The organism is Candidatus Hydrogenedentota bacterium (assembly GCA_035416745.1).
GTDB lineage: Bacteria > Hydrogenedentota > Hydrogenedentia > Hydrogenedentales > SLHB01 > UBA2224.
Genome location: DAOLNV010000037.1, coordinates 29,525 through 52,034, shown reverse-complemented (window position 1 = coordinate 52,034; position 22,510 = coordinate 29,525). Strand labels below are relative to the sequence as shown.

Here is a 22,510-nt window from a genome sequence, read left to right as displayed (position 1 = left end):
TTGCCCCGGCAAGCGGCAAGCGTTCGCGATGGCCGCGGCGGGCCGGTCTTGGCATTGCATTTCTATTCCTGGTTGTGTTGTACGTCTGGGTGTTTCGCCGGCTCTTCTTGTGACTCTTTGTATCCCCCGGGGGGAGCATGAAGTGACAGTGCGAGACGTTTACTCGCTTTCGAGAGCAGCGTTGATTACGAGCTGGATGTCGACCGCGGTTATCAATCCGTCCGGGTCGCCGTCGACATTTGCATTGCCATCAACCGTCAGGCCCAGGGCCGCGTTGACCACCAGCTGTACGTCAGTGGCGTCTACAAACCCGTTCTTATCGATATCCTCCGGTCCGGCGGGTTCGATGGGCCCGAGCCATGCTGCGACCATGGGGTAGGTGACGTCGAATCGCCCGAATTCATCCCACCCTCCCGCTTCGCGCGGCATACTGCATGAAGCCGTGCCCCGCCAGAGCTGTCCGATGATTTGGTGTGTGTCAGCCAGCATGAGCGGGCTTCCGGAAGAGCCCTGTTCGGTGGTGCCTTCGTTCCATCCGACCCGGTTCACGGTGCTGTATGCGGCCCCGGCAATGAGGTCTCCGAAACTGATGCGTTTGTAGTCCCCGGAGGGGTGGTGAATGCAGGCCACGCTGGCGCCGACGGTCTGCGGCGAGGTGGACCACCCGAGGTATGTAAGTTCTGACGGGGGCTGCTTGCGCAACCGGAGCAGCGCGAAATCGCTGCCGGCGGACGCTGCGCTCGACGCCATGAGATCGGCCCCGCCCGTTGTGCGGGGCACGTCGTATACGGGCGTGAGTGCGCCGCCGCAGGTTTCCCGCTGCCACAGCCAATAGACCTCTACCGAGTTGGCTTCGTAACTGGAGCCGATGCAGTGTTCGGCGGTCAGGAAATAGGGGATTTGAGTATCCGGGACGGAATCCGCGATGAGGGAGCCCGTGCACCACAAGACGCCGATACGGCCGATCGAGCCGATTCCACCCACACCCCATGACGTTTGTATCCAGTCGCCGTAACAGGCGGCATCCAGATTGCACGAGCCAGCGTCGCCCAAGGCCTTGGTCCATTGAATCTTGGCAAAATCCACGTAGATGTGGGCTGTCTTATCGATGGTGATGTGCACTCGGGCAAGGGGTACCCCAGCGGGAACGACACACTCCACCGCGACGCTTTCAGAGAAGCACGAGGATGCCCAAAGGTCCGTGCCGCCCGGATAGGGCCCCGTATACGGACCATATGCCTCTTCGGGATAGCCGGCGTTATAGACGATAATCTGGGCGCCTTGAGGGAGGTCGAGTCGGGCGAAATGAACGCGTTGCGCGACGGCTTCGGGCGAGTAGATGCGGATGGTCCAGATGCGCGTACCGTCAGACATCGTCTGCCATTGGCCCTGAGTTGCTGACTCGCCTTGGACGTCGATGGCTCGAGACAATTCCTGGAATACGCCGATGCGCTTGGCGCCCTTGTTGAGCCCGTTATCACTGTCCAGGTCTTCGGCCAACACCTTGCCCATGTCGACGGGATCGAGCAACACCCATTCTCCGGCCTGCGCGCCCTTAGGGGGGCCGAGGGGTTTGGGACGCGATTCAGCTGATTTGGCAACTTGCCGAGAAACCTCGGGGAGTTGTTCGACCGGCGGCAGGTCCCATCGTTTGGGTGTAATCCCAGCCTTGTCGAGGTCCTTGTCGGACAGGAGCTTGCCGGTTTCGTCGCTGTATATGTCGAATGGCTCGGCGCCGTCGAGCGGCGCGACGCGATAGCCAGTGATGGTGGCCGCATCAATATGGCGGGCGCGTTCTCGCCAGGATAGAAGGACCTGGTAGTCTTGAGGTGAGTAACCTTGGCTGGCGAGGAGGGCTGCCGCCTCGGGGAATCGGTCGGCGGCGCATGATTCGCACTGCTCGCCGGCGTGAGCGGCGCCGATGAACGAAACGAGGAGCACGGCCACGAACATGGCTGTTTTCACGTGAGCTTGCAGAGATGCTTGCAGAGCTGGTCTTGGTGTGTGCACGGTCCAGTCGCCCTTGTTGAAAGTTTGACAAAACGCAACACAACAGTAACAGTACCACAAAGCTGTGGAAACGTGCCGCGTATTTCCTTTGGATATAGACGCTTTCGCGCCAGGAGGATTCACCAGCATCGCATGATCCTCACGATTTCGGCGCTCGAATCCTGCTTATTATGTGCCCGCGGCGGATGATTTGTCAACAGTTTAGTTGTTCTAAGATGGGTAATGGCTGTGGTTTCCGAATGCGAATCGGGTTCGTTGCATCGAGTTGAAGGCTATGCTAATCTTCTTCCAGCACTACTCGGTGCTCTGGCGCGGCAAAGTGGCTCTTGGCGAACACATGCCTCAGGCGGCGGTGATCGCTCGTCCCATTCGTGAAGTGGGGAATTCTTGAAACAGGAGAGTTTTGAGGAATGCAAGCATTTGATTTGTTTAGTCTTGAGGGCAAAGCGGCCGTTGTTGCGGGTGGAGGCGGCGTTCTGGGCGGGGCCATTGCCGAGGGTCTGGCCAGGGCCGGCGCGAAGCTCGTTATTGGCGATCTTCTGCCCGACATGGCCCAAAAAGCGGCGAAACGCATCACCAATGCCGGGGGGACGGCCCTGGGTGTCAAGATGGACGCATTCGACCGTTCGACGATCGAGGCCTGCCGGGACAAGGCGTACGATGCTTACGGCTCGGTGGACATTCTGGTGAACGCCGTTGGCGGTAACATGAAAGGCGCAACGACTTCCGCGGAGCAGCCGTTTTTTCAGCTTTCGCCCGACGCACTTTCGAAGGTATTCAACCTGAACATCCTTGCCGGCACCATTGTGCCATGCCAGGTTTTTGGGGAGCGGATGAAGGGCAATCCTGACGGCGGGAGCATCATCAATATTTCGTCGATGAGTGCCCTGGCGCCGCTGACCCGTATTCCGGGCTACAGCGCGGCGAAGGCGGCGGTGAGCAACTTCACGCAGTGGCTTGCGGTCCATTTCGCCCAGGAATACACCTCAAAGCTGCGGGTGAATGCCATCGCGCCGGGGTTTTTTTTGACTGAGCAGAACCGTTTTCTCATGACCGACGAGAAAACGGGTGAATTGACGGCGCGGGGCAAGAAGGTCATTGACCATACGCCCATGGGCGAATTTGGCAGGCCCGAAGACCTGGTTGGCGTGACGGTATGGCTCGCTTCGGGAGCCTCGCGTTTCGTGACGGGCATTGTGGTGCCCATCGACGGGGGTTTTTCGGCCTATTCGGGCGTATGATCGCGTATTTGGAAAGTGTTCTTGGTCAGAAGCAAGGAGTTTGAGTATATGAGTGACCCGGCAGCTTCCCTTAAAGCGCATAAACCGAATCATGAGTTCCTGATTGCCATTGACAGCGACGGTTGCGCGTTCGACACGATGGAGATCAAACACAAGGAGTGCTTTATCCCCAACATCATCAAGTTCTGGGACCTCCAACCGGTATCGAAATACGCGCGCGCGGCGGCGGAATTCGTCAATCTGTATTCGAAGTGGCGCGGCGTGAACCGTTTCCCGGCTTTGCTGATGGTGTTTGATTTGCTCGATGACTGGGACAAGGTGCAGGAGCGCGGGTTTAAGTCTCCCCAGGTGGGGTCGTTGCGCAACTGGGTTGCGCGGGAATCGAAGCTCGGCAATCCGGTCCTCGAGACGTACTGCAAGGCGCATCCAGACGACGCGGTCATGGCGCAGGCGCTTGAGTGGAGCAAGGCGGTCAATCTGACCGTTGCCGATATCGTGAAGGGCGGGTTGCCGCCGTTCCCGCACGTGCGCGAATGCCTCGAAAAAGCCCATACGAAGGCGGACATGCTGGTCTGTTCGCAGACCCCCACCGAGGCGTTGACCCGCGAATGGCAGGAGCAAGGCGTGGACACGTACGTCTTTGCCATTGCGGGCCAGGAGATGGGCAAGAAATCCGAGCATATCGGGTTCGCCGCGCAGGACCGGTACGACCACGGCAAGATGCTGATGATCGGCGACGCCCCGGGCGACATGAAGGCTGCGCGGGCCAACAACGCCCTCTTTTTCCCCATTCTCCCGGGCGATGAAGACAAGTCGTGGAAGCGCCTGTATGAAGAAGGGCTCGACATGTTTTTTGAGGGTACGTTCGCGGGGGAATACGAAGCCGGGTTGATCAGAGAATTCGACTCGTACCTCCCGGAAACTCCACCCTGGAAGAAGTAGAACAAGCGCACGTGAATCGCGCCGGGGAAGGAGCGGCGTTCCGAGCTTCTTCCCCGGTTTTTCACTGACGGAGCGCGGACGTCTCGCTTGGGTCCGGATGCGGGCGAGAGGCTCGCGTTGTTTCGGAGAAACCTCTGCGCGCATGCCAGGGCGGGGTGCATTGGCGGGGTGGTTTGGTGCATCATATCGAAAGAGGCGGACAGTCCGGTCTCGAGGCGCGTTTCGCGTGACGCGGCGGGTGCAGTCCCCGTTTCAGAATCACATATGGAACAGCAATCCATGAAGATAGTCGTCGATGAGAACATGCCCTACGGGCGCGAAGCGTTTTCGACTTTGGGCGATGTTGTGGCCATGCCGGGCCGGAGTATAGACGCGGCGGCCGTGGCGGATGCGGAGCTTTTGGCCATCCGGTCAATCACCAAGGTGAACGCGCGGCTGCTCGATGGATCGCGGGTCAGATTTGTGGGGACGGCGACCATTGGCGAAGACCACGTGGACAAGGCGTATCTCGAAGCGAAGGGCATCGGTTTTTCGAGTGCGCCGGGCTGCAACGCGAACAGCGTAGGCCAATACATCACCGGGGCATTGCTCGAATTGGCTCAGGCCCATGGTTTTCAGCTGCGGAGGATGAAGCTGGGCATCGTGGGCGTTGGCAACGTCGGTTCGCGCGTGCTGAAAAAGGCCACGGCGATGGGCATGGAATGCGTGCTCAACGATCCTCCTCTGCGCCGCAAAACCGGAGCCGAGAAGTACCGGCCGCTCGACGAGATCCTCGATTGCGATATCGTGACGGTCCATGTCCCGTTGACGAAAGAAGGGGAGGACGCTACGTATCACCTTGTCGATGACGCGTTTCTGCGCCGGATAAAGCCGGGGAGCGTCCTCATCAACAGCGCGCGCGGGGCCGTGGCCGATGGCGGAGCGCTGAAGCGGGCGCTTGCAGACGGCCATCTCCGGACGTGCGTGCTCGACGTCTGGGAGGGCGAGCCCCAGGTGGACCTGGAATTGCTCGGGAAACTGTTTATCGGGACGCCGCACATCGCCGGATACTCGTTTGATGGCAAGGTGAACGGCACACGGCAGATCTACGAGGCGGCGTGTGCGTTTCTGGGTGCCGAACCCGTGTGGGACCCCTCTCCCCTGCTCCCCGCGCCCGAGTGTCCGGAAGTCCAGGTGGACGGGGCGGCGGAAGACGCGGAGGCTGCCCTGCGCGAGGCGGTGCGGAAGGTGTATGATATTCGAAACGACGACAAGGCCATGCGCGGGCTGTTCGATATGCCCGGGGCGGCCCGCGGCGCCTTTTTCGACAAACTGCGTAAGAACTACCCGAGGCGGCGCGAGTTTTTCAACACGCGCGCGGCCGTTACCCCGAGAAACCACGAGCTGGAGGCAATGCTCGCCGGCGTGGGGTTCACGTGTGAGGCATGACGCATCCATGCAGTTGATCAAAGAACACAGTGCGATTACCAATGACGAAATCCGAGCCTTTGTGGCCCAGGCGATGGCGCGGGTCGAGGCGGACGGCAGACGGGTCCTGTTTATCATCCCCGATCATACGCGGAGCATGCCCATGCCGGCTGTGTTCCGGGCGTTGCACGCGGAGTTGAGCGGGCGGGTTGCCAAGATGGATTTTCTGGTGGCCCTTGGCACGCACCCGCCGATGACGGAGGCGATGCTGAACGCTCTGGTGGGGGTCACGCCGGCCGAGCGCGCTGGCGTGTTTGCCGATGTGGGCATCTTCAATCATGCGTGGGACGATCCCGCGCAACTCGCGCACATCGGGACGATTTCCGCCGACGAGGTATTTGAGATCTCGGGCGGGCTGATGCGTCAGGCGGTGGACGTTACGCTGAACAAGATGATCCTGGACTATGACCTGCTGTGCGTCGTGGGGCCTGTGTTTCCTCACGAGGTGGTGGGTTTCAGCGGCGGCAACAAGTACTTCTTTCCCGGGATCGCGGGACCCGACATCATCAACCTGTTCCACTGGCTCGGCGCGCTTATCAGCAACCCGGTCATCAACGGGACCATGCACACGCCGGTGCGCGAGGTAGTAAACCTTGCCGCGGCGTTCATCCCGGTCAAGAGGCTCTGTCTGGCATTGAACGTCATGGGCAAGGACTGCCATGGACTTTTCTTCGGGACGCCCGAGGATGCGTGGGAGGCCGCGGCCACGATGGGCCTGCGCACGCACATTATGTACAAGGAGAAACCCTTCCGGAGCGTATTGGCCATGGCGCCCGCCATGTACGACGAGATCTGGGTGGCGGGCAAGTGCATGTACAAACTCGAGCCGGTGGTTGCTGACGGCGGCGAGCTCATCATTTACGGGAAACACATCAAGGAAGTGAGCATTACCCACGGGCGTTACATCAGAAAGATCGGCTATCACACGCGCGACTATTTTCTCTCGCAGATGGAGCGGTTTACGGACATTCCCGGGGGCATTCTCGCCCACTCGACCCATGTCAGGGGCATCGGGGAGATGGTGGATGGCGTTGAGAAACCCCGTGTGCGGGTAACGCTTGCGACGAGCATCCCGAAAGAGGAGTGCGAGGCCATCAACCTCGGGTACCGTAACCCCGACAGCATCAATCCCGACGAATGGAAGGACCGCGAGGACGAAGGGCTCCTCTTAGTGCCCAATGCGGGTGAAGTACTCTACCGTTTGCGGGAGGGAAACCCCCGGCCCAAACCGTTCCAGATCTAGTTTCCGGCACATGGCGCTGATCCGGCCCCGGGGGATTTCGTTTCTTGCGTGGGCAGAGAATCCGGGCGCAGACAGATGTACACGGCAGCGCACCACAGGACACTGGTGAGCAGGAACGGGTAGTAGGGCGGCAGGATTTCCAGCAGCATGTTGAAAACAGGCGGCCGGAAAGGTGACGTGGACACGGCCATTATCCCCATCAGAACAAGCAACGCATTGACGGCCTTTGTTTTCAGGGCCACGAAATACGCCGCAGGCAGCACGAGAACGTATGAGGCGACCGTGAGCTTGGGCATCACAATCAGGTATGCCAGACTGAACAGCATCACGGCGGTCAGATAGCCGTTACTCCGGCTTGCCGGACGCAACCGTCGCACGGCTACCCATGTTGCCAAGAGGACAAGCATCACCAGTGCGAGATAGGCCACTATCGAAAAGGACTCCGCGGCGCCTACTATCCCCGCTCTTGCATACACACGCTCCAATACTTCCCGGATAAGAGGCCACGATGCCGGGGGGTAGCTTTCGTAGAGGGTTCTGCCCATTCCCAACCCGGGGATGGAGGCGCGCACGTTCTGAAGGAAGCCGATCGTCATTTCGGAGTAGAAGACGGAAGACAGGGCCGACAGTCCCAGAAACACGCCAGCGCCCAGCAACATCGGGTACCACCTCGAGCGTCCGCGGCGGAGAACAAGCAACGCGAGGAACAAGACGAGGGAAAGATGGAAACTGGCCGCCAACGCCACCAACACGGCGAATACGTGCAGATGATCCCGGAGGTACGCCAGCAGTCCTGCCCAGAGAAGAAGCAGCACGAAGAGTGAGATACAGCCCGCGGACAGGTCCCAATAGACGGCAAAGTTGAAGCCAATCAGGCAGAGCAGCAGGAACAGGCCGTCCAGTTTCCGTTTGAGGACCCATTTTTGCCAAATCGCGATGAGGAAGACCAAAGATACCGCCTTAAACGCCAGATACACCAAGTAAGCAGGGTAATAGGGCAGCGCTGTAAAGGGAAGGAAGAAGTAAAGCGTGATCGGGGGATAAGAGTACGTCTCCCCTTTGATGTTGGGCTGCACGCGCTGGAGTTCTTCGATATGGTAGGGATGGATACCCTGGTTGAACGCCTGTGCGGCCACGTAATAGGTGCAGAAAGAGTGCTGAAAGTGTTGCGGTTCGCGGGCAATCTTGATAATGACAGCCAATGCGTACAGGGTAACAAGAATGGCTAACGCCAGAGACGCCAATCGCGGAAAGAGTTTCGAACCTTCAGGGACCGCCCTCGCTTCCATCGAATTTCTCCGTCATCAGCCGCGTTCCTTGCCCTCTCCCACATTACTCCAATTCTCATTTTTGCGCAATGCCCCCTTTAGAGCATGAATTGCATGAGAAAGCTATGGTATCTTTGTCGCGTTCGTATCGTTCCGAGAGGAAAACAACGCCTATTCGCGCGTTTCCTGACGCCGTTTTCAAGGGAGTCAATCATGCCGAAGAATGTAATTGTCGCACAATCGGGCGGGCCGAGTCCGGTGATAAACAGCTCGCTCCGGGGGGTGCTCGAGACCTGCAAGATGTTCCCCGGGACGTTTGGGACCATCTACGGCGGCTGGCACGGTATCGAGGGAGTGCTGAAAGAGGAATTGCTCGATTTGTCTGCCCAGGATGAGCAGGAGATCGCGCTGCTTCGATACACCCCCGCCGCGGGAAGCATCGGTACCTGCCGTTACAAGCTCAAGGCGAACCAGAAAGAGGATTTCGAGCGGGTCGTCGAGGTCATGAAGGCCCACGACATCGGGTATTTTTTTTACAACGGCGGCAACGACTCGATGGACACCGCGCACAAGGTCGCCAAAGTGGCCCACGAGCGCGGGCTGGACTTGGTCGCCGTCGGCGTGCCCAAGACAATCGACAATGACGTCGGCGACTCGGAATTCAAGCTGATTGACCATACCCCCGGGTATGGCAGCGTGGCGCGGTACTGGATGAGCATCGTACAGAATGCGAACGAGGAAAACGGCGGCTCGTGCCCGGCGGACCCGGTGCTTGTACTGCAGGCCATGGGACGCAAGATCGGCTTCGTTCCAGCCGCCGCGAGGCTGGCCGACCCCAAACGCGAAATGCCGCTGCAGATTTACATGGCTGAATCGAAAGTGACGGTCGAAGAGTTGTGCGACAATGTCAGCGACCAGCTCAAGAGAGACGGGCGCTGCGTTATCGTGGTCAGCGAGGGGTTCGAAGTCGGCGAGCTGGGCGAGACGAAAGACAGTTTCGGCCACACCCAGTTCAGCGCGTCCAAGACGACCGTTGCCCAGCAACTGGTGACGGTGTTAAACGGGCACGGGCTGCCGGTACCCGGTAATGCACGCGGGCAGGTCATGGGCACGGACCAGCGAATGACGGCGATCTACGCGTCGATCCCGGACCTGGACGAGGCCTACAAAGTCGGGCAGAAGGCCGCGTTGATCGCCGAATCGGGCGAAAACGGCTGGATGGCGACCATATTGCGCGAGCCGGGGCCGATCTACAACGTGCGTTACGACAAGGTGCCGCTCGAGAAGGTCGCCAATTCCGAGCGCGCGTTTCCGAAGGCCTGGCTGGCGCCAAGTAAGTACGACGTCACCGATGATTTCGTTGCATACGCCCAGCCGCTGGTCGGCGAGGACTGGGCCAGCGTGCCGGTCGTGAACGGACGCCAGCGCTTCGCCCGGTTCAAACCCATTTTCGCCGAAAAGAAACTGCCTGAATATACCCTGCAGGCCCTGCGGAAGTAGCTGCAGGAAGAACGGTTTTGCCACAGAGGTCTCAGAGAACTCAGAGGAATACAGAAGCCACGCTGCTGTGTTTCCAGCACCCCTCCTGGCCTCGCCGGCCGGTTTCGAACCGTGGCTTGCGGACTCCGATTCCTACAAAGAGAATCGGCGGATCCCGTTAACCAGACGAGACTCTCCAAAATTGAGAAGCAATCCTCGATGCAGACCCGTGGCGCGCAGGTAAGAGAGAATCTGGGCCTGCACAGCGGGATTAACCTGTGCACAAGATTTGAGCTCGACAACCACAGAGTCCTCAACCACGAGATCCAGCCGCTGTCCGTGTATCGGGATGCCTTTGTAGAACACATCCACGGTCTTTTGTCGCTCGTGCGCTATCCCGCGAAGTGCCATCTCGTGCGACAAGGCCTCCTCGTAAATGCTCTCCAGCAGCCCGGGACCGAGAAGACGGTGCACTTCTATAGCTGCCCCGATAATACGTTCCGTGAGTTCGTCTGCCATGAAAGCCTCCTTTCACAGCCCATCCAGAGAGCTCATAACGGGATTTATAATATTATCATTGGTACTATATAATCAAATGCATAAGTGTAAATAGAATTGTCGCTCAAACCACGGAAGGCAGATCATCCCCGCGTTGCTTGCTACCATGAGATCTCTCTCTGAGTCCTCTGAGCCCTCTGTGGCAAACACTCTTTGGCAACACACCGGCGGTTCAGGGGGCTTCCTGATATTGCTTCACCGCGGCATCGGTGCGTTTGCGGAATTCCTCCAGAGTGGCTGCGCAGGCTTCATCCCGGGCGTAATTGTGAAGCTGGTAGGGGTCTTTTTCGAGATCGTGCAGGAACTCGTAAGGCGGGGTCTGGCCATCGTAGCGGGCGTAGACGTAGCGCTGTCCGTGGATCCCTTCCCAGGTGGGGATCTTCTCGTTTTTCATCCGGTGTTCGCAGAAGAACTCGGTGCGCCAGTCTCCGGGGGAATCGCCATTGACCCATGGCATCAAGCTCCGGCCCTGGTACCGCTCCGGGGCGGCCACCCCCGCGATATCGAGCATGGTGGCCGGGATGTCGATGTTCAGCGCCATGGGGTCGAGGACACGTCCGCGCAGGTTCTCAGGCGTTCGGGGGTCGTAGACGATCAACGGCACGCGGAGCGACTCTTCGTAGTGGGACCACTTGCCCGCGAATCCTCGTTCGGCCATGTAGTATCCGTTGTCGGACGCATAGATAACGACGGTGTTCTCGGCAAGGCCCTGCTTCTCGAGTTTGCCCAGGATCTGGGCGATCATATAGTCCACGCCGCTGAGCAGGCGGAAGTACGCCCGCATATTCTTCTGATACTTCTCGGGGGTGTCCCATCGCCAGAAGAAACGTTCGCGGTTCATGGATTCGCGCAGGAACGCAGGCTGGCTTTCGAAAATCTCAGGGCTGTCCAGGAGCGGCGGCGGAAAAATGCTGTCTTCAAACATGCCTTTAACGGCTTCGATGCAGGGATAATGGTTTTCTTTGTCGCTGTCCTCGGCATGGGTGGAGCTGAAACTTATGGAGAGGCAAAAGGGTTGTTCGGCCGAGCATCCATCGAGAAAACCAACGGCGTGTTCCATATTTATTTCGTCGATGTGACGGGTAGTGCCGTCGGGCTGTTTGCGCAGATAGGGGCGGTCGCGTTCGCTGAAGAAGTCGAACATGCTCTCTTCAGGCCGTGTCTCGATCTGGACGCCGAATTTCCCGACGAACCCGGTACGGTAGCCCGCGGCGCGGAGCATCGCCGGGTAGCTCGTGTCAACATGGTCCTTACGAATGGGCGGAGTCCCGAAAGTATAGCCGTGGGTACGCTCGACGAGGCCCGTAAAGACGGAGGCCCGGCTCGCGGCGCAGATCGAGGTGGTCACGAAGGCGTTCTTGAAGCGAACGCCCTGCCGCGCGAGGTTGTCGATGGTGGGCGTCTTCGCCATGCGGTTGCCGGCCACGCCCAAGGTGTCATAGCGCTGGTCGTCGATGAAGAAGAAGAGGATATTGGGCCGGTTCAAGGGGGCCTCTCCCCCGCCCGCACGGCTGCTGATCGCTGCCGCGGCGCTCCCTGCCGCGCACATGTGCAAGAATGCCCGCCGCTTCATGAGTTTGCCCTCGCCGCTGTCGGTGACGTTCAAAAGCCCGCCCCGGGAAACGCGGTTTCCCGGGGCGCGGTGGTTTCTGGAGTTATTTCGCCAGTTGGGCGGCGATTTTGTCGAAGTAGGCGACGCACTGGGCGATTTCCGGCACGGAATTGTCCCAGTTGTGCTCGTATTCGATGGAGAAGACGATGTCCTTCAGGCCTTGCCGCTGGATTTCCTTCATGAGGGCCTCAACATCGCATATGCCCGTGCCCCATGGCACGTCGTGGGCCTCGCGCTTGCCGAACTCATTGAGGTCCTTGAAGTGGAAGGAGATGATGCGGCCTTCGAGCTTCTTGATGGCTTCCAGGGGATTGACGCCCGAGCGGGGCCAGTGGCCGGTGTCCGCACAGGACCCGAGCCGCTTGCTGCGGCCCTCAACGGCGGCCAGGACCGCGTCGGGGTTCCAATACTTCGAGGGCTTTGGGTGGTTATGGATGGCGACGTTGATGCCGTACTCGTCGGCCAGCTTTTCGACGGTATCCAGCGCTTCGGCATCCGGTTCGCTGCAGATGGTCGTGATACCCATGGCCTTGGCGAAATCGAAGACTTTGCGGGACTCGGCCTCATCGGCCGGAAGGCCGACCACGCCGTAGCAGAGCAGTTTAATGTCGGCGGCCTTCAGCTTTGCGAGGGCTTCCTGGCGCAACTCTTCCGACATGTTGTGATCGAAGACTGCATCAGGTTTCTCGGGGCTGAACTTCTGGCCGGGATACGCCTCGATATAGTGGAGGCCGAGGCTCTGGGTTTTGTCCACCGCCTCGAAGAAGGTGAAGCGGTTGAAGCTGTACGCCTGGCACCCGAGGTGCCAGCCCATCTTTTCGGCGTTCGGACAGCCCTTGGCCGCCGCTGGCGCTGCCTCCTGCGCATTTGCGCAAGATGTCACCAGCATCGCAACACACGCGAAACCAACCAGCATCGCAGACATCGTTTTCATGGTCGCATATTCTCCTGTTTCAAGGGCGAACCGCCCATTAACCGTGAAGACCCGAGATAGAGGCCTCGATTGTAGCACACGGGCCTGCAAGGAAAAACCGTCTGCGTCAAAAGTTTCTGCAAGAGCGCCTTACCGCTCTGCTTACGGAGCCCTTCGGGCCGTTTGAGCCTCTTTGAGCCAACTTCTTCCGCGGCCGTTTCTTGCCTCTGCCCAAGCGTTTTCGTATGATTGCGGTCTTGCTCCGGGGGCTCGCCGGGGAGCAGGCAGGCATGCATTGGGCGGCCTGTTCTTCTGGAAGGAAACACATCCATGGCAGACAAGAAGCTGAAAGTTGGTTTGATTGGCGTCGGTTCTATTGCGCAGGTGTGTCATTTGGACGCATGGAAGGAACTTCAGGGCAAGGGCGTTGTTGAAGTCGCGGCGGTATGCGACATCATCCCCGAGCGCGTCGAGATGGTCAGCGAGAAATGGGAAGTGCCCAAGACTTATACCAACTACAAGACCATGCTGAAACAGGGCGATTTTGACATCATTGACGTTTGTACGCAGAACCGCCTGCACAGCAGCATTTCGGTGGACGCGCTGAATGCGGGCGCCAACGTGCTCTGCGAGAAACCCATGGCCATGAATGCGAAAGAATGCGAGGCCATGATCGCCGCCGCCAAGGACAACAAGCGCAAGCTCATGGTAGCCCAGAACATGCGGTTCGAATCGGCCCACGAACGGGTCAAGGCCATCATTGAACGGGGCGACCTGGGCGAGGTCTATTTCGGCCAAGCTCAATACCTGCGCCGCCGGGGCATCCCCGGGTGGGGGAAGTTCCACATCAAACGCGAATCCGCGGGCGGTCCGCTCATCGACATTGGCGTGCACATGCTCGACCTCATCATTTGGCTCATGGGGTGCCCGAAACCCGTCTCGGCCACGGGCCACGTGAGCCGCAAGTTCGGCGACCGGCCAGACCTGTGCAATAAGGAATGGGGAGTGCCCTACCCGCACAAGGAGTTCGACGTTGAGGACCACGCGGCGGCGTTCATCCGTTTCGACAACGGCATCGCGCTAAGTCTTGAGGTGAGTTGGGCGGCCAACATCCCGAAAGATATCCAGGCGCTGCGAATTCTGGGCGACAAGGCCGGCATTACGACGGATCCCCTGACCGTCAGCAGCGCTGCTGACAACTCGCTGACGACCATGCAATACGACTGGCTGCCCGAACAGGAAGGCCACCGCATGGAGATCCTGCACTTCGCCGAATGCGTCCGCGACGGTCTGCCCGTGCGCGTGAAACCCCAGGAATCGCTGCGCATCCAGCAGATACTCGACGCCATCTATGAATCCTCGAAAAAGGGCAAAGAAGTGGCGATAAGGTAGAGCCGCGGGGAAAGCCCGGTATACCGCGAGGTTGGACTTGGAGGGCGTGTAGGCCCAGACCAGTAGGCCCGGGCTGAAGGCCCGGCACATCGCGAGGGTATGGGCAGATGTCGGAATCGGCCCGGTCTTCCCTTCTCCGGAGCGCCGAAGGCGCGATGACATACCAGCCTGGCCTGGAGGGCCAGGGAACCGGATTCCCCGCAAGGCCCGGGCTGAAGGCCCGGCCCATTATTCAATCCCACACGAAGGCCTCATCATATTTAACGCCATATTTGTGCAGGAACATCCGGTATTCCTCCTGAAAGGTCCGCTTCTTGTGATGTTGCTCTTGATTGTCTATGTAATTCACGAGGGCATCCAAATCGCGGTGGCTGATAGAAAAGCAGCCGTATCCCCGCTGCCAGGCGAAGGTGCGTTGGTCCGGCGATTGTCCCTTCGCCCACACGGAGGAGGCCGTCTTTAGTTGTTCCACCATGGCCGCGACGCAAATAGTACGCGGAAGGCGAATGGCTAGATGGACATGGTCGGCCGTGCCGCCCACGCGAAAACATTCGCACTTCAGGTTACGGGAGACGGATGCGAGGTATGAGTGCATGCGGGAACGGAATTCGCGTTCCAGGATTCCCTTACGGCCCTTGGTACTGAGGATAATGTGGAGGAGCACGAGGCTAAGCGATTGCGGCATGGCGATGTTACGGGCCTTCAGCCCTCCTCCTATCTGTTTACACGCTTTCCCCAGGCCTTCAGCCTGGGCTGGTATGTAACGCGCCGTTGGCGCTTAAGAAAACAGGTTCTGTGGCCTTGAGATCCGACTTCGAGCATATAAACAGAGTTATAGTTAATCCCGTTAGAATTGGCAAGACCAAGGGGCAGCACAGGGTTGGCCCGCCAGAATCGGGCAGACATGGGAGCGCTCGCCACGTTGTTCAGCCGTCACGTTGCCCGAACAGGATCCATGGGCGGCACGCTGCGCGAAAGCAAGGGTACTGCAAGAATGCGGCGGTCCGCGCCCGTCTGCTCTTCTCTGGAGCGCCGAAGGCGCGATGACATACCAGCCTGGCCTGGAGGGCCAGGGAACGGGATTCCCCCCACGGCCCGGGCTGAAGGCCCGGGACATCCCGAGGGCTGAGAGAGGAATTCGGATTCTCCCATGTGCTATCGTATGGGTTGCGAATACCTTCTTTGCAGGAAATCCCCGTTGGCAGGGGCGTGTAAGCAACCGGATTTTGAGGAGAATACGAGCGATGGCGCAACAAGACATTGGATTGATCGGTCTGGCCGTGATGGGCGAGAACCTTGTCCTGAACATGGCGAACAAGGGTTTTGGCGTGGCGGTGTTCAACCGCACGGTCGAGAAGGTGGACAAGTTTGTGCAGGGCCGCGCGAAGGGGAAGAACATCCTCGGGTGCCACAGCATCGCAGAATTGGTGAAAAACCTGAAGAAACCCCGCCGCGTCATGCTGCTGGTGAAGGCCGGAGACGCAGTCGACTCGTTCATCGAACAATTGATCCCGCACCTGGAGAAGGGCGACATCATCATTGACGGCGGCAACAGCCATTTCCCGGACACCATCCGCCGCACGAATTACGTCGAGAGCAAGGGTTTGCTGTACATCGGGACAGGCGTGTCGGGCGGCGAGGAAGGGGCGCTCAAGGGTCCGTCGATGATGCCCGGCGGTTCGCCCGCGGCGTGGCCGCACGTCAAGAAGATTTTCCAGACCATCTGCGCCCACACCGACACGGGCGAAGCGTGCTGCGACTGGGTCGGCGAAGGCGGCGCGGGCCATTTCGTGAAAATGGTCCACAACGGCATCGAATACGGGGATATGCAGATGATCTGTGAGACCTACCATATGATGAAGGAAGGTCTCGGCATGAGTAACCAGGAAATGCACGATGTATTCGCGGAATGGAACAAAGGCGAACTCGATTCGTATCTCATCGAGATTACCCGCGACATCCTGGGCTACAAGGATGAAGAGGGCAAGGCGGTCGTTGACCTGATTCTCGATACCGCGGGCCAGAAGGGCACGGGCAAGTGGACGGCCATTGCCGCGCTTGACGAGGGCCAGCCCCTCACGCTCATCGGGGAGGCCGTGTTCGCGCGGTGCCTGTCAGCGTTAAAGGATGAGCGTATCCAAGCCGCGAAGCAACTCAAGGGTACGACTCACCCGTTCTCGGGCGACAAGAAGGCCTTCATAGACGACCTGCGCAAGGCTTTGTACGCCGCGAAAATCGTCTCATATGCTCAGGGCTACCAGTTGATGCGTTCGGCCGCCAAGACCTACGGATGGAACTTGAATTACGGCGGGATCGCGCTCATGTGGCGCGGCGGCTGCATCATCCGCTCGGTATTCCTCGGGAAAATCAAGGATGCCTTCGACAACAATCCCGATCTGGTGAACCTCTTGCTCGATCCGTTCTTCCGGAACGCCGTCACCTCAGCGCAGTCGTCGTGGCGCAACGTGGTTATCGAAGCGGCGAAGATGGGCATCCCCGTGCCCGCCATCAGCACCGCGCTGGCCTACTTCGACGGATATCGTCACGAGCGGCTGCCCGCCAACCTGCTTCAGGCCCAGCGCGATTATTTCGGCGCGCACACCTACGAGCGGGTCGACAAACCCCGCGGCCAGTTCTTCCATACCAACTGGACCGGCCGCGGTGGCGATACGGCTGCATCGACGTACACGGCCTGAGTTTTTGGGGATGGCAGCATACCGGCCGGAGGGAGAATTGGATCTTCCTCCGGCCGGTTTGTTGTTATGCCCGTGCGGCTATTCGGCCTTCGCCGGTTCCCAGATGGTGGCGGCGATGTACCGTTCGGGGCCCGTTTCCGTGTCATTGATGTAGTAGGTTGTAACCACCTTGCCGTCTGGACGCTGCACGCTTCGGCAATATCCGATGTCGCGGTCATTGCCGTCGTCCCGCAAGACGATTTCCCTGCTCCAAGTCAGGCCGCCGTCGCCGCTGAGTCTAGCGGCTATACGGAAAGGCGCCATGCGCACGCCGTAGGTCAGGCAGAGGCGTCCGTCGGCGAGCCGGATGAGACAGGGCGGATTGCCCTCGCCCAAGGTTTCGACGGGATCGTTGAGATATTCCCAAACCCTGCCGTTGTTGTTCGAGATGTATGCGGCTATCCAGCGGTTTGAGGTTTCCCTGCGCCGGATGGTAGTAATCAACGTGTCTTTCGAAAGGCGGACCGTCGAGGGCATGATGCCAAAGCCCTCGGGTTCGGGCATGATCCACGACAGGAATTCCCAGGTCTTGCCGCCATTGGCGGTGCGCATACAGAAAGGCCGCCCCTCTGTGCCGTCCAATTTTGCCGCCGTCAGAAAGAGCGTGCATTCGTGTTCTCCGTCCACGATGTAGTCGGTGCGGGCAGCGATTCCGTTGACGCCAGCGTTAGGCAGGATGAAGGGTCCTTCCCAGGTGTGCCCACGGTCGTAGGAGTAGTACCACTTCGAGGGGGTTTGGGCATCGACGTCCGTCATGCGGAGTGTCATGGCGAAATCGGGATGCGTGAAGTCAACGCCACCGGGGCATTGTTTCATCTCGGGGACGGGCAGTCCGGTGGATTCGGTGCCGTGGAGCGCCCCGCCTTGTGCGACAAGGTAGCCCTTTTCGGCGGGATACTCGAGCGACCAGGTCTCCCCGCCGTCCAGGCTGCGGGCAAGCCAGTGTTCCTCGGGCTTTTCGCGGTCGATATGGTGGCGAGTGGGGCCGAGGTCCTTGTAGTAGCCTCGCGAGAAGCCCACGAGAATCTCGTTGCCCCAGTTCCACATCCCGTGATTGGCGGGCCAGCCGCCGAAGCGGCCCTTTTCGTAGTAAACCTTGACATGCCTTGCATTCACGGCGTTGGTTTCTCCCCTCATCTCATCGGCTGCCCAGACGAGCGCAGGCATCGCGGCGAAGGTCAGAGTCAAAAAAATCGAATTGCATCTCATTACCAGGGTCCTCACATTCAAGTACTTTCAGATGAATCTATTCCTCAAGATTCCGTATCAGTCCGAACTCGCCTGTCCGGGCGGCTTCGAGCACCGGCCCCATGTAGTCGTCCACTTGGCCGCTCGTCAATGGCACGGGCATGTTCTGTAGTTTCATCGCCAGTTTGGGATTCTTGGCGGCGGTCAGTGCACGGTCGATGTGGGCGCGGGTGAAGCCGGGCACCTCGTCCAGCGTGGCGGGAAATCCGATGTCGCGCGAGAGGTTGAGCATCGCCTCGGCCACGGCCATGCCGAGGTCGCGGGCGTGGAGTTTCGAGACGTCGGCGCTGGTGTAGCCCGCCCTGCGATATATCTCGCCCACTTCGCGAAGCTTTTCCTCGATGGCGGGTGCGAAGAACACCGTGTAGTAGGGATTCATCAGCGCGCAAGCCCTGCCGTGGGGCAGAACGTCCACCAGCGAAAAACTGGTCAGGTGCGCTCCGTTCGTGCCGCCAAGCATGATGGCGTACCCCCCGAGGTCGGTCCCGAGACCGAGGGCTTCGCGCGCCTCCAGATTGTCAGGTCCCGCGCAAGCTTGTTTCACATGGTTCACGAGGAGTTCGATGCCCAGCAATGCCACGGGCCGGACCGGTTCGAGCGCAGCGCCCGAAACGCCGTAGAAAACCTCGAGACAGTGCGAAACCCCGTCAAGCGCCCCGTCCATGGTGAAGTCGGGCGTCATGGTAGCGGTCCTGGCGTAATCGAACAGGCACCGTGGCGGGACGAGCGCATCGTCCACCATCAGCATCTTCTGTGTGGTCACGGCGTCGGTTACATTCGAGTACCTGGTGAGATGTGCGGCTGAGCCCGAAGCCAGCTGAACGGCCAGGATGGGCAGCATCCGTTTCCCGGTGGCTTCGAGAAGCTTCGTGACCTGGCCGGTTCCGAAATAGTGGTCAAGATCGGGGTATTCTTGCCCGAGCACCAGATAGGCCGCGGCTGCCTTGGCGGCGTCGATGGTGCTCCCCCCTCCCACGACCACGATGAAATCCGGGGACTGCTCGCCAAGGGCGGCTGCGATGCGCACAACGTCCTCCCGCGGCGCATTGGGCCGTGCGCCGGGGATAACGTGTCCTGCGAGGACCAGGCCGGCGGATTCGAGAGTGTCGCGCGTTGCCTCGTGAAGAGAAGGTCCCCAGGGTTTTCCGAATCCGGACGTTACTACGGCGACTCGGGAGCCGAGGTCTCGGGCGTGGCTGCCCAGCCTGCCGAAACAGTGCAATCCGTGGATATAGGCGCTGCCTTTGAAACGCCCGATGAACTTCCGGGCTTGTTCTCGCTGGTCTGGTGTCACGCAGGTTCTCCCTTTTCCGGGCCTATTATACGGGACAGGAAGGAGAATGCCCACAGACGGCAGGATTCGTTATAATATGCCTTGTATGGAATGGAAGCTTGTATAACTGGGGGTGAATATGTACGTTGGACGCATTGTAAGTATCGCCATGACCGAAGACAGCCGCCTGTGCGGCGTATACCGTGTTTCTAGCCGCTCGTTTCCCAACCGGACCGCCGTGTTGCGGGAAAACAGGGTCAGCATCGTGCCCAAACACGGTCACGAGGCCGACGTGCACAAGAACCCGTACATCGCGTACAACTGCGTGCGGGTGGTTTGTGGCGGCGACGTTGCGGTGGTTACGAACGGCAGCCATACCGATCCGATCGCGGAGAAGATCATGACGGGCATGAGCCCGCGTGATGCGTTGTTGCTGTCGCTGATGATTCTGGACTATGAGAAGGACGACTACAACACGCCGCGCATCGCAGGGGTGGTTGACAAACGCAACGGCGGCGCAGGGTATCTCGGCATCGCGCGCGAGGACGGCGTTCATGTGCGCCGGATGCCTCTCGACGCCGGGATGTTCTATTATGTCGCCACGTATGAAGAGGCCAAGCTCTGCGATGCCCAGAGCGGCAGATTTGACGCGGAAACAGCCAAAGACGCCTGCCGCTTTCTTCTTAGTGGAGGGGTTTTTGCGGAGCGGACAAATCCCGTCACGGCCGTGGCGGCGATGGACTTCGGTTCGGATTTCGAACTGGCCGCGTTGGACGCGCCAAACGCGTAACCGAGATGCAGAACGGGTTTAGCGAAGAACTGGACCGGCTTATTCGGGCCCGTTACACGCTCCTCTACGTGGTAACGTGGGAGGAAGATCGGGCCATGCGCATTCTGATGCGCGTGGCTGAAGGGCAGCGCAAACCGTTGTACGAGTGGTCCATCACGAACGGACTTCGCTGTGTGCACGGGGCGGGCAGCCAAGGCAGCAGTTCGCGCACGCGCGAAGCCCTGCAGATGCTCAACGAGGTGCTGCAGAAGGACGGGCCGGCCATTTACGTGCTCAAAGATTTCCACACCTATCTCGAGGCGCCGGAGATGATACGCCAGGTGCGCGATTTGGGGGGCGCTCTCGGTCCTACGAAGAAGACCGTTGTCTTCCTGTCGCCCGTGCTCAAGCTGCCGCGCGAACTCGAAAAGGACATAACGATCCTGGACCTGCCTCTGCCCAGCTACGACGAGTTGAACCAACTTCTGGAGGAGTCCATCGGGCCCCCGAGTTCGGCCCGCAAGTTTCAGGTGCGACTGAAGCCCCAGGAACGCGACGCGCTGGTCAAGGCGGCGCAGGGCCTGACGCTGAAGGAAGCCGAAAACGCCTTCGCCCAGGCCATCGTGCGCGACAGTGTTCTGGACGCGCAAGACATCCCGGCCGTGGTGTCGGAGAAGCGGCAGGTCATTCGCAAGTCGGGCCTGCTTGAGTACTACGAGGTTGGGGCGGACCTGGCGGATGTCGGCGGGATGGATATCCTCAAAGACTGGCTCAGGAAGCGCGTGCGCGCCTTCAGCGACGAGGCGCGGAAGTACGGGCTGCCCCAGCCCCGGGGTATTCTCTTGATGGGTGTGCAGGGCTGCGGAAAGAGCCTCGTGGCCAAAACCATCGCGAGACAGTGGCAGTTGCCGCTGCTTCGGATGGACATGAGCATGATTTTCCAAGGATATATCGGCAGTTCCGAGCAGAACATGCGAAACGCGACCAAGACGGCCGAGAGTCTTGCCCCGGTGGTCTTGTGGATTGACGAGATAGAGAAGGCCTTTTCCGGCGTCGAGGGTTCCGGAAGCTCCGACGCGGGGACGACGGCCCGGGTGGTGGGCACATTCCTCACGTGGGTCCAGGAGAAGACGGCGCCGGTTTTCGTGGTTGCGACGGCCAACGAAGTGCGGGAACTGCCTCCGGAGCTGCTGCGCAAAGGCAGGCTTGACGAGATCTTCTTCGTGGACCTGCCCCGGAGCCGCGAACGGGCGGAGATCTTCGCGATTCACCTCCGGAAGGTTCGCCGCGAGCCGATGAAATACGACTTGCACGAGCTCATCAAAGCATCGAGCGGGTTCAGCGGCGCGGAAATCGAACAGGCGATCATCGCCGGCTTGCACGAGAGTTTCTTCGACAACCGTGAACTCGAGACCCGCGACATTCTTAAGGCCATCCACGATACGGTGCCGCTGTCGCGCACGATGCGGGAGAGAATCGAGGAGTTGCGGGCGTGGGCGCGGGACCGGGCGCGGCCGGTCACGTCGAACTCGCAGTCTTCTTCCGAAAAGGGCGCCGATGAGTGACCGGTTCAATTGGCTGGAGATCAACACGGGCGGCCAGCAACGGCAAGCGTCGTCAGCTCCTCGCGTGCCTCCTCATGACGCGTCGTCGTTCTATCAGGCCGCCCGGAACATGCGCGAAGCGGCCCATTTGGGGACGGCGTGCGACTACTACCGCAAAGCGGTGGGTTTGAACGACCAGAACTACGGCGCATGGTGCGAGCTCATCGACACCCTGGTGCGCAACAATGAACTCGACGAAGCTGAGAAGGTCTCGTCGGATGCCTTTGAGAACTACCGGCAGGTCCGGCTGCTTTATGCGGCCCGGGCGCTCGTTATGACGTACCGGCGCCGGACCGAAGAGGCTTTTCCGCTCATCAGCGTGGCTCTGGAAGGCGATCCGGCGGCTTGGTATCCCCGTTGCGTGATGGGCGAAATGCTGGTGCGATTCGACCGCGAGAAGCGGTTTGAAGCGGAACGGTTCTTCGAGGAGGCCATCGAGAAGGCCGGGAATCCCTGGGAACCGTATTTCCTTGCAGGATGGGCGTTTCTGTATGCCGGAATGCCTGCATTGGCGGCAAGTTATCTTGCCGAGGCGGCGCATTTCCGGCCCAAGTCGGCTTGGTGCTGGCTGTGTCTCGGGGATAGTTTCCGTTCGCTGCGGCTTTACGAACAGGCCATGTTTTATTACCAGCGCGCACAAGAGATGGAGCCGAACAGTGAGTTGGCCATCGCGCGCCAAAAAGAATGCAGCAAGCTCAGCTTCGGTCTAATGCGCATATTCAACAGACATAAGTTGCGGGACCGGTGGAACGCCGC

At 59.8% G+C, this 22,510-nt stretch carries 18 protein-coding genes; 10 read left to right on the top strand and 8 right to left on the bottom strand.

The genetic code is table 11. The annotated features are described in order from the left end of the window. Nucleotides 1-159 precede the first annotated feature (159 nt). Complete coding sequence (locus PLJ71_12530) at nucleotides 160-1,965, bottom strand: trypsin-like peptidase domain-containing protein (GenBank protein ID HQM49505.1); 1,806 nt, start codon at nucleotides 1,963-1,965, stop codon at nucleotides 160-162. 455 nt (nucleotides 1,966-2,420) lie between these two features. Between PLJ71_12530 and PLJ71_12525 the strand changes: the two genes are divergently transcribed. The 4 genes from PLJ71_12525 (at nucleotide 2,421) to PLJ71_12510 (ending at nucleotide 6,903) form a co-directional block, all read left to right on the top strand. After that, a complete protein-coding gene (locus PLJ71_12525) occupies nucleotides 2,421-3,251 on the top strand; it encodes an SDR family oxidoreductase (GenBank protein HQM49504.1) in 831 nt (276 codons plus the stop codon). A 48-nt stretch (nucleotides 3,252-3,299) separates the two neighbouring features. Next, complete coding sequence (locus PLJ71_12520) at nucleotides 3,300-4,193, top strand: HAD family hydrolase (GenBank protein HQM49503.1); 894 nt, start codon at nucleotides 3,300-3,302, stop codon at nucleotides 4,191-4,193. Nucleotides 4,194-4,472: 279 nt separating this feature from the next. Continuing rightward, nucleotides 4,473-5,621, top strand: coding sequence for a 4-phosphoerythronate dehydrogenase PdxB (gene pdxB, locus PLJ71_12515; protein ID HQM49502.1), 1,149 nt, complete (start codon nucleotides 4,473-4,475; stop codon nucleotides 5,619-5,621). A gap of 7 nt (nucleotides 5,622-5,628) precedes the next feature. Further along, entirely contained in the window at nucleotides 5,629-6,903 is a 1,275-nt protein-coding gene (locus PLJ71_12510) for a lactate racemase domain-containing protein (protein HQM49501.1), read from the top strand. On the opposite strand, the gene PLJ71_12505 is transcribed toward PLJ71_12510, so the two are convergent. Then, nucleotides 6,900-8,192, bottom strand: coding sequence for a glycosyltransferase family 87 protein (locus tag PLJ71_12505; protein ID HQM49500.1), 1,293 nt, complete (start codon nucleotides 8,190-8,192; stop codon nucleotides 6,900-6,902). The genes PLJ71_12510 and PLJ71_12505 overlap by 4 nt on opposite strands. 192 nt (nucleotides 8,193-8,384) lie before the next feature. Here PLJ71_12505 and PLJ71_12500 point away from each other — a divergent pair, with 192 nt between their 5' ends. Then, nucleotides 8,385-9,671, top strand: coding sequence for a diphosphate--fructose-6-phosphate 1-phosphotransferase (locus tag PLJ71_12500; protein HQM49499.1), 1,287 nt, complete (start codon nucleotides 8,385-8,387; stop codon nucleotides 9,669-9,671). Nucleotides 9,672-9,803: 132 nt separating this feature from the next. Here the strand turns inward: PLJ71_12500 and PLJ71_12495 are convergent, their stop codons facing one another. From PLJ71_12495 to PLJ71_12485, 3 genes are all read right to left on the bottom strand, one after another. Then, a complete protein-coding gene (locus PLJ71_12495; GenBank protein ID HQM49498.1) occupies nucleotides 9,804-10,169 on the bottom strand; it encodes a GxxExxY protein in 366 nt (121 codons plus the stop codon). A 211-nt stretch (nucleotides 10,170-10,380) separates the two neighbouring features. Then, on the bottom strand, nucleotides 10,381-11,814 hold the full coding sequence (locus PLJ71_12490) for a sulfatase (protein HQM49497.1): 1,434 nt from the start codon (nucleotides 11,812-11,814) through the stop codon (nucleotides 10,381-10,383). Between the two features lie 49 nt (nucleotides 11,815-11,863). Beyond that, the gene (locus PLJ71_12485) at nucleotides 11,864-12,754 is read right to left on the bottom strand and encodes a sugar phosphate isomerase/epimerase (protein HQM49496.1); all 891 of its coding nucleotides are present in this window, start codon (nucleotides 12,752-12,754) and stop codon (nucleotides 11,864-11,866) included. A gap of 309 nt (nucleotides 12,755-13,063) precedes the next feature. Here PLJ71_12485 and PLJ71_12480 point away from each other — a divergent pair, with 309 nt between their 5' ends. Further along, nucleotides 13,064-14,125, top strand: coding sequence for a Gfo/Idh/MocA family oxidoreductase (locus PLJ71_12480; GenBank protein ID HQM49495.1), 1,062 nt, complete (start codon nucleotides 13,064-13,066; stop codon nucleotides 14,123-14,125). A gap of 232 nt (nucleotides 14,126-14,357) precedes the next feature. On the opposite strand, the gene tnpA is transcribed toward PLJ71_12480, so the two are convergent. Continuing rightward, nucleotides 14,358-14,810: an IS200/IS605 family transposase gene (tnpA, locus tag PLJ71_12475; protein HQM49494.1), complete on the bottom strand. Its 453-nt coding sequence runs from the start codon at nucleotides 14,808-14,810 to the stop codon at nucleotides 14,358-14,360. Nucleotides 14,811-15,369: 559 nt separating this feature from the next. Here tnpA and gnd point away from each other — a divergent pair. Next, nucleotides 15,370-16,821: a decarboxylating NADP(+)-dependent phosphogluconate dehydrogenase gene (gene gnd / locus PLJ71_12470; protein ID HQM49493.1), complete on the top strand. Its 1,452-nt coding sequence runs from the start codon at nucleotides 15,370-15,372 to the stop codon at nucleotides 16,819-16,821. Between the two features lie 78 nt (nucleotides 16,822-16,899). Here the strand turns inward: gnd and PLJ71_12465 are convergent, their stop codons facing one another. Then, complete coding sequence (locus tag PLJ71_12465; GenBank protein ID HQM49492.1) at nucleotides 16,900-18,069, bottom strand: sialidase family protein; 1,170 nt, start codon at nucleotides 18,067-18,069, stop codon at nucleotides 16,900-16,902. Nucleotides 18,070-18,106: 37 nt separating this feature from the next. Continuing rightward, nucleotides 18,107-19,402 carry an iron-containing alcohol dehydrogenase gene (locus PLJ71_12460; protein HQM49491.1) on the bottom strand — a complete coding sequence of 432 codons (1,296 nt, stop codon included), beginning with the start codon at nucleotides 19,400-19,402 and terminating at the stop codon, nucleotides 18,107-18,109. Between the two features lie 118 nt (nucleotides 19,403-19,520). Here PLJ71_12460 and PLJ71_12455 point away from each other — a divergent pair, with 118 nt between their 5' ends. The 3 genes from PLJ71_12455 to PLJ71_12445 form a co-directional block, all read left to right on the top strand. Continuing rightward, nucleotides 19,521-20,171: an IMP cyclohydrolase gene (locus PLJ71_12455; GenBank protein ID HQM49490.1), complete on the top strand. Its 651-nt coding sequence runs from the start codon at nucleotides 19,521-19,523 to the stop codon at nucleotides 20,169-20,171. 5 nt (nucleotides 20,172-20,176) lie between these two features. Next, nucleotides 20,177-21,715 carry an AAA family ATPase gene (locus PLJ71_12450; GenBank protein ID HQM49489.1) on the top strand — a complete coding sequence of 513 codons (1,539 nt, stop codon included), beginning with the start codon at nucleotides 20,177-20,179 and terminating at the stop codon, nucleotides 21,713-21,715. Beyond that, on the top strand, nucleotides 21,708-22,510 hold an 803-nt coding region (locus PLJ71_12445), incomplete at its 3' end, for a tetratricopeptide repeat protein (GenBank protein HQM49488.1). The genes PLJ71_12450 and PLJ71_12445, both read left to right, overlap by 8 nt.

Bases quoted from the DNA above. Each gene is read 5' to 3' on its own strand.
- PLJ71_12525 (HQM49504.1), top strand. From the start codon at position 2,421: ATGCAAGCATTTGATTTGTTTAGTCTTGAGGGCAAAGCGGCCGTTGTT.
- PLJ71_12520 (HQM49503.1), top strand. From the start codon at position 3,300: ATGAGTGACCCGGCAGCTTCCCTTAAAGCGCATAAACCGAATCATGAG.
- pdxB (HQM49502.1), top strand. From the start codon at position 4,473: ATGAAGATAGTCGTCGATGAGAACATGCCCTACGGGCGCGAAGCGTTT.
- PLJ71_12510 (HQM49501.1), top strand. From the start codon at position 5,629: ATGCAGTTGATCAAAGAACACAGTGCGATTACCAATGACGAAATCCGA.
- PLJ71_12505 (HQM49500.1), bottom strand. From the start codon at position 8,192: ATGGAAGCGAGGGCGGTCCCTGAAGGTTCGAAACTCTTTCCGCGATTG.
- PLJ71_12500 (HQM49499.1), top strand. From the start codon at position 8,385: ATGCCGAAGAATGTAATTGTCGCACAATCGGGCGGGCCGAGTCCGGTG.
- PLJ71_12495 (HQM49498.1), bottom strand. From the start codon at position 10,169: ATGGCAGACGAACTCACGGAACGTATTATCGGGGCAGCTATAGAAGTG.
- PLJ71_12485 (HQM49496.1), bottom strand. From the start codon at position 12,754: ATGAAAACGATGTCTGCGATGCTGGTTGGTTTCGCGTGTGTTGCGATG.
- PLJ71_12480 (HQM49495.1), top strand. From the start codon at position 13,064: ATGGCAGACAAGAAGCTGAAAGTTGGTTTGATTGGCGTCGGTTCTATT.
- tnpA (HQM49494.1), bottom strand. From the start codon at position 14,810: ATGCCGCAATCGCTTAGCCTCGTGCTCCTCCACATTATCCTCAGTACC.
- gnd (HQM49493.1), top strand. From the start codon at position 15,370: ATGGCGCAACAAGACATTGGATTGATCGGTCTGGCCGTGATGGGCGAG.
- PLJ71_12465 (HQM49492.1), bottom strand. From the start codon at position 18,069: ATGAGATGCAATTCGATTTTTTTGACTCTGACCTTCGCCGCGATGCCT.
- PLJ71_12455 (HQM49490.1), top strand. From the start codon at position 19,521: ATGTACGTTGGACGCATTGTAAGTATCGCCATGACCGAAGACAGCCGC.
- PLJ71_12450 (HQM49489.1), top strand. From the start codon at position 20,177: ATGCAGAACGGGTTTAGCGAAGAACTGGACCGGCTTATTCGGGCCCGT.